This is a genomic window from Ensifer sp. Root1252, from assembly GCF_001425885.1.
Lineage (GTDB): Bacteria > Pseudomonadota > Alphaproteobacteria > Rhizobiales > Rhizobiaceae > Ensifer > Ensifer canadensis.
The window spans coordinates 74,023-89,445 of record NZ_LMDT01000008.1; the positions used below are offsets into that span (position 1 = coordinate 74,023).

16 protein-coding genes are annotated in these 15,423 nt (G+C 61.6%); 2 read left to right on the forward strand and 14 right to left on the reverse strand.

Going from position 1 to position 15,423, the window contains the following annotated elements; translation table 11 throughout:
* Positions 1–34 precede the first annotated feature (34 nt).
* The 7 genes from ASD02_RS10650 to ASD02_RS10680 form a co-directional block, all read right to left on the reverse strand.
* Complete coding sequence (locus ASD02_RS10650; protein ID WP_057218090.1) at positions 35–892, reverse strand: carbohydrate ABC transporter permease; 858 nt, start codon at positions 890–892, stop codon at positions 35–37.
* Complete coding sequence (locus tag ASD02_RS10655; RefSeq protein ID WP_025428652.1) at positions 889–1,773, reverse strand: sugar ABC transporter permease; 885 nt, start codon at positions 1,771–1,773, stop codon at positions 889–891. The genes ASD02_RS10650 and ASD02_RS10655 overlap by 4 nt, the downstream gene beginning before the upstream one ends.
* Before the next feature lie 13 nt (positions 1,774–1,786).
* The gene (locus ASD02_RS10660) at positions 1,787–2,944 is read right to left on the reverse strand and encodes a Gfo/Idh/MocA family oxidoreductase (RefSeq protein ID WP_025428651.1); all 1,158 of its coding nucleotides are present in this window, start codon (positions 2,942–2,944) and stop codon (positions 1,787–1,789) included.
* Positions 2,945–3,209: 265 nt separating this feature from the next.
* A complete protein-coding gene (locus tag ASD02_RS10665; RefSeq protein WP_057218092.1) occupies positions 3,210–3,947 on the reverse strand; it encodes an ABC transporter permease in 738 nt (245 codons plus the stop codon).
* Positions 3,947–4,885 (reverse strand): ABC transporter ATP-binding protein, encoded by a 939-nt coding sequence (locus tag ASD02_RS10670; RefSeq protein ID WP_025428649.1) that lies wholly within the window; start codon positions 4,883–4,885, stop codon positions 3,947–3,949. Before ASD02_RS10670 ends, ASD02_RS10665 begins: the two co-directional genes overlap by 1 nt.
* Complete coding sequence (locus ASD02_RS10675; protein WP_025428648.1) at positions 4,882–6,048, reverse strand: ABC transporter permease; 1,167 nt, start codon at positions 6,046–6,048, stop codon at positions 4,882–4,884. The genes ASD02_RS10670 and ASD02_RS10675 overlap by 4 nt, the downstream gene beginning before the upstream one ends.
* A 115-nt stretch (positions 6,049–6,163) precedes the next feature.
* On the reverse strand, positions 6,164–7,075 hold the full coding sequence (locus tag ASD02_RS10680; protein ID WP_025428647.1) for an ABC transporter substrate-binding protein: 912 nt from the start codon (positions 7,073–7,075) through the stop codon (positions 6,164–6,166).
* Between the two features lie 335 nt (positions 7,076–7,410).
* Here ASD02_RS10680 and ASD02_RS10685 point away from each other — a divergent pair, with 335 nt between their 5' ends.
* Positions 7,411–7,878 (forward strand): membrane protein, encoded by a 468-nt coding sequence (locus ASD02_RS10685; RefSeq protein ID WP_025428646.1) that lies wholly within the window; start codon positions 7,411–7,413, stop codon positions 7,876–7,878.
* Complete coding sequence (locus tag ASD02_RS10690) at positions 7,875–9,251, forward strand: FAD-containing oxidoreductase (protein ID WP_025428645.1); 1,377 nt, start codon at positions 7,875–7,877, stop codon at positions 9,249–9,251. Before ASD02_RS10685 ends, ASD02_RS10690 begins: the two co-directional genes overlap by 4 nt.
* 30 nt (positions 9,252–9,281) lie before the next feature.
* Here ASD02_RS10690 and ASD02_RS10695 read toward each other — a convergent pair whose 3' ends face one another.
* From ASD02_RS10695 to ASD02_RS10725, 7 genes are all read right to left on the reverse strand, one after another.
* Positions 9,282–10,433 (reverse strand): M20 aminoacylase family protein, encoded by a 1,152-nt coding sequence (locus tag ASD02_RS10695; RefSeq protein WP_025428644.1) that lies wholly within the window; start codon positions 10,431–10,433, stop codon positions 9,282–9,284.
* Between the two features lie 10 nt (positions 10,434–10,443).
* The gene (locus ASD02_RS10700) at positions 10,444–11,208 is read right to left on the reverse strand and encodes an ATP-binding cassette domain-containing protein (protein ID WP_025428643.1); all 765 of its coding nucleotides are present in this window, start codon (positions 11,206–11,208) and stop codon (positions 10,444–10,446) included.
* Positions 11,209–11,245: 37 nt separating this feature from the next.
* Positions 11,246–11,947 (reverse strand): ABC transporter permease subunit, encoded by a 702-nt coding sequence (locus ASD02_RS10705; RefSeq protein ID WP_057220674.1) that lies wholly within the window; start codon positions 11,945–11,947, stop codon positions 11,246–11,248.
* The gene (locus tag ASD02_RS10710; protein WP_025428641.1) at positions 11,947–12,660 is read right to left on the reverse strand and encodes an ABC transporter permease subunit; all 714 of its coding nucleotides are present in this window, start codon (positions 12,658–12,660) and stop codon (positions 11,947–11,949) included. Before ASD02_RS10710 ends, ASD02_RS10705 begins: the two co-directional genes overlap by 1 nt.
* Positions 12,661–12,784: 124 nt before the next feature.
* On the reverse strand, positions 12,785–13,585 hold the full coding sequence (locus ASD02_RS10715; RefSeq protein ID WP_057218098.1) for a transporter substrate-binding domain-containing protein: 801 nt from the start codon (positions 13,583–13,585) through the stop codon (positions 12,785–12,787).
* Between the two features lie 30 nt (positions 13,586–13,615).
* Positions 13,616–14,419 carry an arginine deiminase family protein gene (locus ASD02_RS10720; protein WP_057218100.1) on the reverse strand — a complete coding sequence of 268 codons (804 nt, stop codon included), beginning with the start codon at positions 14,417–14,419 and terminating at the stop codon, positions 13,616–13,618.
* A gap of 31 nt (positions 14,420–14,450) precedes the next feature.
* A complete protein-coding gene (locus ASD02_RS10725; RefSeq protein WP_025428638.1) occupies positions 14,451–15,422 on the reverse strand; it encodes an arginine deiminase-related protein in 972 nt (323 codons plus the stop codon).
* Position 15,423 lies beyond the last annotated feature (1 nt).

The following is a 15,423-nucleotide window of genomic DNA, read 5'->3' on the forward strand; positions in this document are numbered from 1 at the left end:
TTGCAAGCTCCCGTTCTCTGGTGGTTGGTTGGTCTTATTGTTTCACCGCGCCTGCGGTCAGCCCGCTGACGAGATACCGTTGTAGGAGGAAGATCACGACGACCGCCGGCGCGATGCCGACGAAACTCGCCGCCATGAGCTCGTTCCAGATCACCTCTTGGCGACCGAAATAGGCGAAGAGCCCGACCGGCAGCGGCATGTATTCGGTCTTGGAATTGAAGGTGAGGGCGTAGATGAACTGCTGGGCATAGGCGCCGATGAAGGTGGTGATCGCAACAACCGTGATGCCCGGCATGGCAATCGGCAGGATCACGCGGCGCAGCGTATAGAAGTGGCTCGCGCCATCGACGAAAGCAGCCTCGTCCAGCTCGCGCGGAATGCGCATCATGTAAGTGCGCAACAGCCAGATCGCCGACGGGATAAGGAAGGCGACACCCGGCATGATCATGGCGAGATAGGTGTTGAGCACGCCGAAGCTGCGCATCAGCCGGAAAAGCGGAATGAGCAGTACGGCGCCGGAGAACATGTTGACGGCGAGGAAGGCGCCGAGCAGCGCGCCGCTGCCGCGGAATTTGAAACGCGCAAAGGCATATGCCGCCGGAATGACAAGCAGCAACACGATGGCCGTGACGATGGTGGAGATAAAGAAGGAATTGAAGATGTACCGCGCGAAACCGGGCACGCTGTCCCACATGGTCCGATAGGCGGCGAATGATCCGTTTTCCGGCCAGAACTTGTAGGGGGAGGAAAAGAGCAGACCCAGCGGCTTCAGCGAAACGAGGAACCCCTCGACGAATGGCGCCAGAATGAAGGCCAGGAAAACAAAGATCCCGGCATAGATGGCGACAAGCTCATACCAGCGATAGCGGTTGATCAAGGCAGGCTGGCTCATTTCTGTTCTCCCGAGGACAGGCGGCTGGTGACCCGGAAATAGGCAAAGCAGAAGATCGACAGGAAGATGCAGATCAGCACCGCGCGTGCAGCACCCTCGCCGTATTTCTTCGACCCTATGGCGGTGCGGTAGGTATCGATGATCATCGTGGTAGTTTCGCCGTTCGGACCACCCTGCGTGAGGATCCAGATGATATCGAAGGAGTTGAAGGTCGCGATCAGCGACAACATCGACATCGTGATCAGCGACGGCACCAGCAGCGGCAGCGTGATGCGCCGGAATCGATAGAAGCGCCCTGCTCCATCCGTCCAGGCCGCCTCATACAGATCCTGCGGGATCGCCTGCATCGCAGCCAGCATGTAGAGCGTGACCAGCGGCACGCCGATCCACACGTCGGTAACGATTGTCGCCCAGAAGGCCGTCTCGCCGCGTGCGAGGAAAGCGATCGGTCCGTCGATGAGACCCCAGTTCTGCAGCACGCCGGAAATCATGCCGAACTGGCCGTTGTACATCCAGCCCCACATGAAGATGCCGATGGCCATCGGGACGATCCACGGCGGCATGGTGAGCAGCCGGAAAAGCGCGCGGCCGGGCACGGCTGCGTTCAGCATGGTCGCGCCGAAGACACCGATGATCATTTTGATCGAGACCGAGAAGAAGGTCCAAATGAAGGTGCGGAAGATGACCTCGGCGAAGGTCTCGTTGAAGATCTTGTCATAGTTGGCCCAGCCGACCCATTTCGTCGTCTTCTTCAGCGACGCGTCGGTGAACGACAGGATGAAGGTGTCGACAAGGGGATAGGCGACGATGACCGTGACGTAGAGCACGGCTGGTAGGAGCAGGATCCAGGCGAAGATGATCGTGCTGCGTTGAACACTCATCCCGCTTCTCCCCTCAAGCCGCGCGCGAGTGCAAGGCTTCGTCGAACCGATCCCAGATCGGCCTGAGATCGATCACGGTCCGCTTGCGCCGGGCCTCGTCCATCGACAAGGCGAGGATACCGGCTTCGAGCGCATCGATCGTCGAGACCGGCAGCGGCCGGCCGTCACGCACATGGCCGATGATGTCGGTCGCCATCTGCTCATCGGCGCCGTAGTGCTGCGACAGCTCGGTGGCCGCGTACTTGTTCTCGACCACCTTCTTGCCGCTCAGCATCTCGTGCACGTCAAAATAGCCGCGGATAAAATCCCCCTCGGCCATGCCCCGCGATCCCATGATGCAGAAGCGTCGGAACTGGTCCGGCACATTGAGATTGGTGTGGAAGTTCATGCCGACGCCATTGGCATATTCGACGATGGCGACCTGATAGTCGATGATGTCGCCGTCGCTGTCGAACACCTTGTCGGATCCCATCCAGCCGCTCGGCTTGCGATGGAAAAGCTCGAGATCGTTGATGCCCTCGCGTGCGGGGTCGTTTGCGGGAATGAAGCTCTTGCGGCCGCCGAAGCTGGCGACACGTTCCGGACGCGCACCGACGACGCCGTTGTAAAGGTCGAGGTCGTGGCAGCATTTTTCCAGCATGAAGCTGCCGGAATAGCGCTCGTAGCGGCGCCAGTCGCGCATGAAGAAGGCGCCGTGATAGGGTTCGATATGTTCGGATGCCTCGATCGAGACGACCTGGCCGAGCTTTCCTTCGGCAAGGGCCGCACGCAGGTCGCGATACATCGGCGCGTAGCGCAGCACGAGGCCGACCATCAGCCGCTCGTGACCGAATTTCGCCATCAACTGCGCAAGCTCCAGGCTTTCCTGGACCGTCGTCACGATCGGCTTTTCGCTGAAGACTTTGAGGCCGGCCTCGAGCCCGATCCGGATATGATCGAGATGCATGTGGTTGGGCGAACCGATCATCAGCAGGTCGAGCTTTTCATTGGCGATCAGCTCTTCAGGCGTCGCATAGGCCGTGCCGGCGGAGATGCCTTTTTCGGTCAGGCCCGGCAGTCCGGCCGGATTCGGATCGACGTATCCCGCGATCTCGAAATTCTCATCCATGGCTTTGAAAACGTAGCCCAGATATCCCAGACGGAATCCGAGTCCGATTATCCCGACTTTCATGCGCGCACTGTTCCCTTGCCTTATGGCGTAATTTATTTTCGCAGACTGGGACAGTTTTTTCAGGTCGTCAACCTAAATCCGCGTATTTTGTAAAATTGTGAAATTCATTTTCATAAACCCGGAAAATACCGGAAATGCGGGAATAGCCTCTACAACCAATAAGAGAGGCAACCCCTTCACGCCACAACAGAGGGAAAGCGGTCCAGACCAATGGGGCTCGCCGCGCAGTGCATCTCCATCGCGCCAGAACGAATTGTTGACGAAACTACCGTCCCATTCGAGAACTGATGCTTCGTTCGGCTGCCTGCAAGGCGTCGTGGATCAACACCGCGAGCACCGCGACGATGAGGCCGCCTTGAACGACGAAGGCGAGATTGTTCGACTGGAGGCCGGCGATGATCACCTCGCCGAGCGTCCTTGCCGCGACCGTCGAGCCGATCGTCGCCGTCGCCAGACTGATCACCACGGAGAGCCGGATGCCGGCGAGGATGACCGGCATCGCCAGCGGCAGTTCGATTTTCATCAGCCGCTGGCGCCCGGTCATGCCGGTGCCCCGCGCCGCCTCCATGATCGAAGGCGGCAAGGTCGTAAGCCCAGTCAGAGCATTCTCGAAGATCGGCAGCAGGCCGTAGAGGAAGAGCGCAATCAGCGTCGGCTTCTCGCCGAAGCCGAAGATCGGCACGGCGAGCGCCAGCACCGCAACCGGCGGAAACGTCTGGCCGATGTTCACAAGGCTGCGCGAAAGCGGCAGGAATTCTGCTCCGGAAGTGCGTGTCACCAGGATCGCCAGAGCCAGCGCGACCACCGTCGCGCCAGCCGTTGCAATCGCGACAGTGCGCAGATGCAGAAACGTCAGTTGCAGCAGGCTGCCCTGGTTATAGATGGCCGGCGCATTCTCCTGCACAAGCGGTCGCAACAGCGGCTCGAACCACTGCGGCTGGACCAGAAACGCGATCAGAACGGCTAGAGCAAGCAGCCGGAACAGGTTGGGAAGACGCAGCATCACGATGGCCCCGCGGCACGCTGCGCCAAGCTTTCAAGACTGACCTTGCCGATGAGGACACCATCGGGGCCGACGACGGGAAGAGCCTTGCGGCCGGACCAGAGAAGCGTCGACAGGGCCTCGCGTTGACTGGCAGCGCTTGAGATCGCCTCTCCCTCAGCGGTACCCGGTTCAACGGCTGATGACACCGGCTCGATCGCCAGCAGGCGAAACGGGCGCTCACCGGCCCCGATCAGGCTCTCGACGAAAGCGGTCGCCGGTTTGACGAGCATTTCGGCCGGCGTTGCGTATTGCACCACCTCGCCCTTGTCCATGACCGCAATCCGGTCGGCCAGATGGAAAGCCTCCTCCATGTCGTGCGTGACGAGGACAACAGTCGTTTCGAAGTGTTTCTGGATCGCCAGCAGGTCGTCCTGGGCCTTGGCGCGAATGATCGGGTCGAGCGCGCCGAAGGGCTCGTCCATCAGCAGCACCTTCGGCTCTGCCGCAAGCGCGCGGGCAACGCCGACGCGCTGCTGCTGGCCGCCGGAGAGTTCGTGCGGATAGCGCGGGCCGAACGCCGCGGGGTCGAGCTGAAAAAGCGTCAGCAGCTCGGCGACCTTCGCGTCTATGCGGGCGCGATCCCAGCCGAGCAGCGTCGGCACGGTGGCGATGTTCTGAGCGACCGTGCGATGTGGAAACAACCCGTGCCCCTGGATCGCATAGCCGATCCGGCGACGCAGCTCGTAGCCCGGCAACGAGCGGTTATCCTCGCCATCGAGCCTGATCGTGCCCGATGTCGGTTCGACCAGACGATTGATCATCCTAAGCAGCGTCGTCTTGCCGGAACCGGACGTGCCGACGATAACGGTAACCGTGCGCGGCGCGATCGTCAGGCGGACATCCCTGACGACAGTGGTTTCGCCATAGCGCTTGGTAATGCCTTCGATCTCGATCATGCGCTTTGCACCTGGTTGCGGTTCGGAGTAGCCGCCTCGATCACGGCGTCGAGGACGATTGCGGCCGTGAAGGCAAGGATAACGGTCGGCACTGCCCCGAGCAGCACCAGATCCATCGCCGTCTGCCCCACCCCCTGGAAGACGAAGACGCCGAAACCGCCGCCGCCGATCAGCGCCGCGATCGTCGCCAACCCGATGTTCTGAACGAGCACGATGCGAATGCCGGTGAGAACGACCGGAAAAGCCAGCGGAAACTCGATACCGGCAAGGCGTTGGAAGTCGGTCATGCCGATGCCGCGTGCCGCGTCGTTGGCTTCTCGCGGCACGCCGGCAAGCCCCACCACTGTATTGGCGACGACAGGCAGCAGCGAATAGAGGAAAAGGGCAACGAATGCCGGTGCCGCCCCGATCCCACGGATGCCGATGGCGGCAGCACCCGGAACATGGATCGCAATCCAGCCAAGCGGCGCTATCAGAATGCCGAAAAGTGCAATCGACGGGATCGTCTGGATCGCATTCAGGACACCCAAAAGGCCATCGCGCAGGCGCGTGACACGATGGCAGAGAACGCCGAGCGGAATGCCGACAATGGTGGCGGCGGCAAGCGAACCCAAGGCGAGCATCACATGCTTGCCTGCCTCGGCCCAGAAGGTGTCGGCGCGGCTGGCATATTCTTTCAGAAGCGACAGACCGTCCCAGGTGCCGGACCACAGGAGCGCGGCAATAAAACCAAGGACGGCGGCAAGGAACAGCACTCGCACGAGCGGGGATGGACGCATCCGGGTCAATGCGTCGGCCGCTAGAAGACCGAGCGCAAACAAAAGAATCCAGAACCCTGATGCTGGCGAAACGCGGGCGTAGGTATTTTCAGGCGGCGTCAGGTGGCCGGCTGCAGCACCGATACCGAGCGCCAATGCCGCGATCGTCGAAAAGGCGATGGCAAGGCGTAGCGGGCTTGGCGTTTTCAGGAGGGCGACAACCGCCGTGGCGATCACGAGGATAAGGATGATGGCAGCCCACGCCGGAGGCAACGCCTCGCCGAGCGATCTCGCCTCGCCGGCGACGATGCGGTTGGCACGAAAAGTCGCAAAGGGCGCCAGCAAGGCGCCGTAGGCGGTAAGCACGGCAATGATCACGCCAAGCTTGTCCACGCGGAGCTGCATCAGATCCCTTTTTCTCGCCCGGCTTCCGCTCGACGGACCTTAGTCGTTCTACGCCTAGAAAACAAAACGCTGGTCGGATGCGTGCATCCGACCAGCGTCGCGCATTTGCGTCAACCTATTTCAGAAAGCCGTTCTTCTTCAGGAAGTCTTCGGCAACCGTCTTGGCCGGTTCACCACCGACTTGGACGCGGCCATTCAACTCCTGCAGTGTCACCAGATCGAGTTTCTCGAAGACCGGCTTCAGCAGGGACTCGATCTGAGGATTTTCCTTCAGCACTGCCTCGCGAATGATCGGAGCCGGCTGGTAGATCGGCTGGACTGCCTTGTCGTCTTCCAACACCACGAGGCCGGAGGGGGCGATGCCGCCATCGGTGCCGTAGACCATCGCGGCATTGGCACCATTCGTCTGGTTAGCAGCCGCAGCGATTGTCGCTGCCGTATCGCCACCCGAAAGCGTGATCAGCTGCTCCGGCTTCAACGTGAAGGCGTAGGTCGTCTGGAATGCGGGAAGCGCTGCTGCCGAGTTGACGAATTCGGACGATGCGGCGAGCACGATGTTTCCGCCGCCGGCAACATACTTGCCGAAATCGGACAACGTCGCCAGCTTGTTGGCTTCAGCGACGTCCTTGCGCAGCCCGATTGCCCAGGTGTTGTTGGCCGGCGATGGCGTCAGCCAGACAATCTTGTTGGCGTCGTAGTCGAGCTTCTTGGCGGACTCGTAGGCCTTCGCCGCGTCCTTCCAGACCGGGTCATCGGCCTTCTCGAAGAAGAAGGCGGCATTGCCGGTGTACTCCGGGTAGATGTCGATCTCGCCGGCGGTGATCGCCTTGCGCACCACCGGTGTAGCACCGAGCTGTACGCGGTCTACAGTTTTGATATTATTGGCATTCAACACAGCAAGGATGATGTTGCCGAGCACACCGCCTTCTGTATCGATCTTGGAGGACACCACGACGTCGGCGTTGGCGGCGGCTGCAGTGAGTGTCAAGGCAAAGGCTGTCCCGATAAGCAGTTTGGTCAGGCGCATGGAGATCTCCCTCGAAATTCAGTCCCGCAGTTTGATCACGGAATATTCGCGTCGTCCGGGCAAGCCATTCCATATATGTCAGTCTTCGACGAAAAATAGAGCTGCACGCAGGAAGTGCGGCGCGCGAAAAATTCCAACATCAAGTAACGCGATCGAAAGCATCAACTACCGCATGGGGCAGCGTAGGATTGGACGTTGCAATCAACAGCGTTGTCGGTCACTCTGATTGAGGCCCGCCTGAAACATCCGCTTTCACTCTTGGTTGCGATGCCGCTCGATCCGAACCGCTTGGGGGCTGGCGGCGCGGGTTCGCCCGGCGAACGTTCGGGGAATTGATGTCGATCTATCTTCTCGCGCTTCTCATCGGCGTGGTCGCCGGCCTTCGCGTCATGACTGCACCTGCCGCCGTCAGCATTGGTGCGGCCGCCGGCTGGTTGCCGCTTTCCGGCACCTGGGCAGCCTTCATGGGCTTCCGCTTTACGCCTTACATTTTCGGGCTCCTCGCGCTCGTTGAATTCGTCACCGACCAGTTGCCGAGCACACCGAGCCGCAAGGTGCCGCAACAGTTCGGCGCACGCATCGTCAGCGGCGGATTCTGCGGTGCGGTGCTGGGCACTGCCGGCGGTTCGTTGGTCGGCGGCCTGATTGCCGGCGTCATCGGCGCCGTGATCGGCACGCTTGGTGGCTATGAGGCGCGCAAACGCCTGGTCGCAGCCACCGGCGGTAAGGACCTGCCGATTGCCCTGCTGGAAGACGTCGTTGCAGTGCTGCTCGCGCTCTGGGTGGTGTCCTCGGTCCTATGACAAAACATTTCGACGCCATCATCATCGGCGCAGGCCAGGCGGGACCATCATTGGCCGGTCGTCTGGCCGCGGCCGGCAAGGCCGTGGCGCTTATCGAGCGCAAGCTCTTCGGCGGCACCTGCGTCAACACCGGCTGCATGCCGACCAAGGCGATGGTCGCCAGCGCCTACGCCGTGCACATGGCGCGTCGCGGTGCCGATTTCGGCGTGACAACCGGCCCGGTTTCGGTCGATTTCAAGCGCGTCATGGCGCGCAAGGACAAGGTGAGGACCGACGCCCGCACGGGCGTTGAAAACTGGCTCAAGGGGATGGAAAACTGCACCGTCATCGAAGGTCATGCCCAATTTGAGGACCCGCACACGATCCGGGTGGGCGAAGAAATCCTCACTGCCGACCAGATTTTCCTGAACACCGGCGGTCGGGCGGCAGTACCGGATTTTCCCGGTGTCGACGACGTGCCTTTTCTCACCAATGTGTCGATGATGGACCAGGATGTTCTTCCAAGGCATCTGATCATCGTCGGCGGCAGTTATATCGGCCTTGAATTCGCCCAGATGTTCCGCCGCTTTGGCTCCGAGGTAACGGTGATCGAGAAGGGCCCGAAGCTGATTGCCCGCGAAGACCCAGATGTCTCAGATGCGGTCCTTGCGATCCTGGAGAAGGAGGGCATCCGGTTTCGGCTCAACGCCGAATGCATTCGTTTCGCCAGGCGAGGCGACGATGTCGTCGCCGGCGTCGATTGCACCTCGGGCGCGCCGGAGGTCACCGGCTCACATCTGCTGCTTGCGACGGGCCGCCGGCCGAACACCGACGATCTCGGGCTCGACAGGGCGGGCGTAAAGACCGACGCGCACGGCTATATTGAGGTCGATGACGCCTTGCGGACCAACGTGCCGCACATCTTCGCCATGGGAGATTGCAACGGCCGCGGCGCCTTCACCCACACTGCCTATAACGACTTCGAGATCGTCGCCGCCAACTTGCTCGACGGCGAGCCGCGGCGCGTCAGCGACCGCATCTCCACCTATGCGCTCTATATCGACCCGCCGCTCGGGCGCGCCGGCATGAGCGAGACCGAGGCGCGCAAGACCGGCCGCAAGATTGCCGTCGGTAGGAGGCCGATGACCCGGGTCGGCCGGGCGGTCGAAAAAGGCGAGACCGAGGGATTCATGAAGGTTGTCGTCGACGCCGACAGCAAGGAGATCCTCGGCGCATCGATCCTGGGCACCGGCGGCGACGAAGCGGTTCAGAGCATTCTCGACGTCATGTACGCCAAGAAGCCCTACACCACGATCACCCATGCGGTGCACATTCACCCGACGGTTTCGGAGCTTATCCCGACGGTCTTCGGGGATCTCGCGCCGGCAAACTGACGGTCGGCAAGCCGACCGTCAGGTGTTGGTTCAGACCAGCGCAGAGCGTGCGAGATGGTAGAAATACATCGCGCCACGTTCGAGGATTTCGTCGTTGAAGTCGTAGCGCGTGGTGTGGAGCCCGCTGCTCTCACCATTGCCAATCAGCACGTAGGCGCCGGGAACCTCTTCGAGCAGGAAGGAAAAGTCCTCGCTGCCCATCAACGGCTGGGCGAGTTCGACGAACGCGCCTTCACCGAATTTCTCGCTGATCACGGCGCGCGCCTCTGCGACCGCCTCCGCGTCGTTGATGGTCGCGGGATAACCGACCTGCCAGCCGAAAGTAACATCGGCATTGAAGCTCTGCGCCTGGAAACGCGCAATCTGCTCGACGCGCTCCTGCAACTGCTTTCGCACGGCAGGATCGGTTGCCCGCATGCTGATCTCCAGCACTGCGGTGTCGGGAATGATGTTGGACGCCGAGCCCGATTGGAACGAACCGACGGTCACGACCGAGGGCTGATGCGGCGAGACGTTGCGCGACACGAGCGTCTGCAGCGCCATGACGACGCTTGAGCCGACGACCACCGGATCGACCGTCAGTTCCGGCTGCGCCCCATGGCCGCCTTTGCCCCTGATCGTCAGCGTCAGCACATCGATCGAGGCGGCCATGGCACCGGCGCGCGTCGAGAAGGTACCGGCCGGCAGACCTGGCCAGTTGTGAAGCGCAAAGACGCGCTCGCAGGGAAAGCGCTTGAACAGGCCGTCCTCGATCATCAGCTTGCCGCCGCCGAAATTCTCCTCGGCGGGCTGGAAGATCAGATGCACGGTTCCGTTGAAACTCGCATCCTGCGACAGCGCCCAGGCGGCGCCCAGCAGCATGCTCGTGTGACCGTCATGGCCGCAGGCATGCATCGCGCCGGGATGCTGGCTCTGATAGGCGAGTCCTGTTTCTTCCTGCATCGGCAGCGCATCCATGTCGGCACGAAAGCCGATCGACCGGTTGCTGTTGCCGCGCTTCAGTGTCGCGACGATGCCGGTCGTTGCAAGCCCGCGCGTCACCTCGAAGCCCCAGGACTGCAGCAGGCCGGCGACGAATTCCGAGGTCTTCACTTCAGACAGGCCGATCTCCGGCATCTCGTGCAGCTTGTGGCGGATATTGACGAGTTCAGGCAGGAATTTCGACAGGATCGCGTCGCGCATGGTGTTCTCCTCAAGCCATCTGCAGGAACTGGCGCAGGCGCGCCGACTTCGGGTCACGCATGACCTGCGACGGGGCGCCGCGTTCTTCAACGAGCCCCTTGTGAAGGAAGATGACTTCGCTGGAGATGTCGCGCGCCAGCGACATTTCATGCGTCACCATCACCATGGTGCGCCCCTCCTCCGCCAGTTTCTTGATGACCAGCAGCACCTCGTTGACGAGTTCCGGGTCCAGCGCCGATGTCGGCTCGTCGAAGAGCATCACATCGGGTTTCATCGCCAAAGCCCGCGCGATCGCTGCGCGTTGCTGCTGGCCGCCCGAAAGCTGGTTGGGATAGTGGTCGCGCTTCGGCGTGATGCCGACCTTCTCCATCAGCACCTCGGCCTCGCCGACGGCGTCCTTGCGCGTCATGCCAAGCACATGCATCGGCCCCTCGATGATGTTTTCGAGGATGGTCTTGTGGGACCAGAGATTGAAGCTCTGGAACACCATGCCGAGGCGGGTGCGGATATGCTCGAGCTGGCGCTTGTCGGCGGCAACGAGCTTGCCGTCCTTGCCCTTCAACGTCCTGATCACTTCGCCCGATACCGAGATTTCGCCCTCGTCGGGCGTCTCGAGATAGTTGATGCAGCGCAGCAGCGTGCTTTTGCCAGAGCCGCTGCTGCCGATCAGCGAAATGACGTCGCCGGATTTCGCTTCGAACGAAACACCCTTGAGCACCTCGACCGAGCCGAAGCTCTTGTGGATGTTCTTCACTGACAGTGCGGTTGCGACCATCATCGTTCCTCCCGTGGCGCCTCTGCGCGCCGTGTACCTATGCCTTCGCCGTGCGGTAGCGGGTCAGCCGCTTTTCGACGACGTTCATCACTCGCGTCAGAATGAAGACGACGGTGAAATAGATGATGCCGGCCGCGATCAACGGCTCGAAGATCAACAGCGACTGACGCTGCAGCATGCGCGCGGTGCCCATCACCTCGAGAATGGTGATCGTCGAGGCGAGCGAGGTCGTCTTCAAAAGGATGATCAGATCGCCCGTCAGAACCGGCAAGCAGGATCGCAGCGCCTGCGGCAGCGTGATCCGCCTGAGTATCATCGACGATCGCATGCCGATCGATTTTGCGGCCTCGATCTGCCCACGCGGGATCGCCTTGATCGCGCCGCGGATGACTTCGGCATTGTAGGCCGCCTGGTTGAGGCTGAGCGCGAAGATCGCGTACCACAGGCCGTCGCGAAGATACGGCCACAGGAAGCTGTGGCGAACCCAGGTTCCCGGCAGGACCTGCCCGAGGCCGTAATAGATGAGATAAATCTGCACGAGTAGCGGCGTACCGCGAAACGCGAAGGTGAAGACATAGGCCGGCATCGATAGGATGCGTCGGGTCGAAAGCCGGGCGAGCGCGACAAACGTGCCTATGACCAGACCGAAGACGCCGGCAACGGCGGTCAACAGCAGCGTCAGCGGGGTCGCCTTGATGAGCGCCGGCATGAAGCCGACAACGTTGGAGATCGTTTCCATCAATTGTGCCCCCGGTTAAGGCGGCGTTCGATCTGCGCGATCACCAAGGCTGAGACAAGCGTAATCAGCAGGAACAGGACGGCCGTCAGCCCGTAGAAGAAAATGTATTGCTTGGTGCCCGCGGCAGCGCGGTAGCCGGTATAGAGCAACTCGCTGAACGAGCCGAGCACGCTGATGATGGCGCTTTCCTTGGTGATGGAAAGCCAGAGATTGCCCATGCCGGGCACGGCGTGGCGCATCATCTGCGGCAGCACGATACGGGTGAAGACCTTGCGTGGCCGCATGCCGATCGAAACCGCAGCCTCGATCTGCCCGGGCGGAACGGCGAGGAAGGCCGAACGCAGCACTTCTGTCATGAACGCGCCGGAGACGAAGGCAAGCGCGATGATTGCCGCCCAGAACGAGCTGAACTGAAACGTCTCGGCGACGAGACCAAAATGCTTCAGCAGCCGCTCAGCGCCGCTTGCCACCGAGAAATACAGAAGCAGGATAACCAGGAGTTCGGGAAGCGAACGCACGACGGTCGTGTAGATATCGGCCAGAAGACGTGGCAAGCGGTGCTTCGACAGCTTGCCGGCAGCGCCCAGCAGCCCGAAGACGACCGCGACCGCATAGGCGACCACGGATACCTGCAGCGTCATCACCAGGCCCCAGGCGAAATCATCGCCCCAGCCCTCGCCGCCCCAGGCAAGCAATTGCCAGTAATACTCCATCCGTCGCTACCTGTTCCCGATTGGTGTCGTCAGCCAAAGGCTGCGATGATGCCCCGGACGCTGCGGTCCGTTTGGCGATCGAGGGCGAAGGGCCTCGGCCCGTCGCCCTCGAAAACGTCCGTTATCACTTCTTGCCGAAGATCCACTTGTCGACGAGCGTCTTGATCTGCCCATCCTTTTCGAGAGCGGCGAGGCCGGCATTGACCTTCTCGAGGTTCGCAGCGTCGCCCTTGCGCACCGCATAGGCAACACCTTCGCCGAGTACGGCGTTCTTGGGAACCTCGACCTTGACTTCGTAGTCGGCGCCGTCAGGCGACTTCAGGAACGTCTGGATGTAGAGGTCCGGGATCAGAACGTAGTCGACGCGGCCGGCGACGAGATCGGCGACGGAGTTGTCGGCGGTATCGTAGCTCTTGGCCTCGGCGCCCGGCAGATACTTGGCGACGTAGGCCGATTGCACGCTCGACGTCTGAACGCCGATGATCTTGCCCTCGACGCTGGCCGGATCGATGATCTGGCCACCGCCGTCGGCGGCGTCGGTCGTCTTGATCTCGCTGGTGTCGGACTTGGCGCCGACGAAGGACGTGCCTTCGGTGTAGTAAGGCGTCGAGAAGTCGACGACCTTGCGGCGCTCATCGGTGATCGAGAACGCACCGATGATGAAATCGACCTTGTTTTCCTTCAGCGACGGGATGAGGCCATCCCACGCCATCTGGTTGATGTCGCACTTCACGGCCATCTTTTCGCAGAGGGCACGCGACAGGTCGGCTTCAAGGCCTTCCCATTCGCCGCCGGCGTTGACCTGCGTGAACGGCATGTACGGCTCCGGCGTCATGCCCAGGCGCATGGTGTCCTCAGCGAAAGCAGCGCTTGCCGCCATGGTGAGGGCGATCCCCGCGAACAGGGCCGACTTGAAAGTTCTCATGATGTTTCCTCCGCGAATATTATGTCTGGATCAGAGCGTGTTGCTGAACCAGCGCAGCGACATGCAGGACAGGCCGGCGTCGATCTTGCCGATTTCAGTCGTCTTCATCGGCACGACCTTGTAGCCGAGCTTGTCGAGCATCTCGATCGTGCGCGGGAAGTCGGAGCCAACCATGACGACGTCGTTGACGCGCAGCGCATTGGCCGCCGGCTCTTCGCCTTCGGGAATAATGACCTGCTTGAAGCGGTCGAACACGCCGGACTTGGCAAGACGAGCGGTCGAGAGCACGGTTTCCTCATCGAGCAGCGAGCAATCGGTCTTGAAGTGCAATACGCCTTCCGGTGTGGTGACGATCTCGCTCTTGCGGCCGAGCTTGTCGAGGCACGCCTGCAGCGCTTCGGCGCCGACCTTGTCGGTGCGGGCGGAAAGACCGATCATCACGCTTTCGCGGGTCGTCAGCACGTCGCCGCCATCGGCAAGGCCGGTGCCCGGCAGATCGAGAACCGTCTCGAACATCGCGCGAAGCGTCGGCTCGATCTCGATGGTTTCCTTGACGCGGGTGGCAGCACCCGGACGCAGGAGGATCGCGCCTTCGGTGAACACCAGCGCCGGATCTTCGACGAAGATCGAATCCGGGAAGGCTTCGAGCGCCGGAAGCACGGTGACCTTGACGCCCGCATCCTTCATCGCAGCGATGTAGGTATCGTGCTCGGCCTTCACGCCCTCATAGGTCGGATTGCCACGGTCATCGGCACGCAGGCCGTTGACGACGGTGGTCGAGGGCGTGCGGACGATGATGTTGTTGAAATTGTAGACGGGGCCTGCTTGCGACATTTGTAGTACCTTTGGCTTGGATGAGGTGCTTCTATCGATCGGATGTGGCGGCGTAAAGCTTTTGCGTACCGGCGGGTTCTCTGCGTGACAAATGCACGCCGGCGAGCATGCAGCGCACGGAGCCGCCGGCAAGCTCGATGGTCGGCACGTCGAAGGCGAGCACGCGCGCCGAAACCTCGATCGCCTTGACCTGGTCCGGCCGAAGCGACGCAAGCGCACGCGCCGACATCACGACGACACGGCCATCGGCGCCGTCGAGTTCGATCGCGTTGCCGGCAAAATTCTCGATCTGATCGATCGTGAGATCGATGACCTGCCGGCCCGTTTCCTCCAGCCGCGCGCAAATTTCCTGTCGCCTTGCCGCGTCGGGGATCATGCTGGTGCCGATCAGCGCGAAATCCGTACCGATGCACATCAGCACATTGGTATGGTAGATCGAGTTGCCGTTGCGGTCGACCGCACCAAACACCATCGGCTCGAAGTTGAAGTGGGTGCAGAAGCGCTCCAGCGCCACCTCGTTGGTGCGGTTCGACCGGGCCGCATAGGCCACGCGACCGATATGGTCGAGCACCATGGCGCCGGTGCCTTCAAGATAGACGCCGTCCTTTTCGAGGCCTGAGTAGTCGATCACGTCCTGGACGCGATACTCGTTCTTGAGCATCTCGATGATGTCGGCGCGGCGTTCGCTCTGACGGCTTTCCGAATACATCGGATAGATGGCCACATGTCCGCCCGAATGGGTGGAGAACCAGTTGTTCGGGAACACCGAGTCCGGACGGGTCATCGTCTCGTCTTCGAACAGGTGGACGGCGACGCCGGCGGCCGACAGGCCATCAGCCATGCGCGTCACTTCATCAAAAGCGGCAGTTGCGATCGCCGAGGGCTTGCGCGCCTCGTCAGTCGACTGGAAGGCATTGTCCTTGGCCGTCATCGGGTTCGGGCCGAAATGGTGCGGACGGATCATCACGACACCCTTCGGCGCCTGTACGGACAGTCTCTTCATC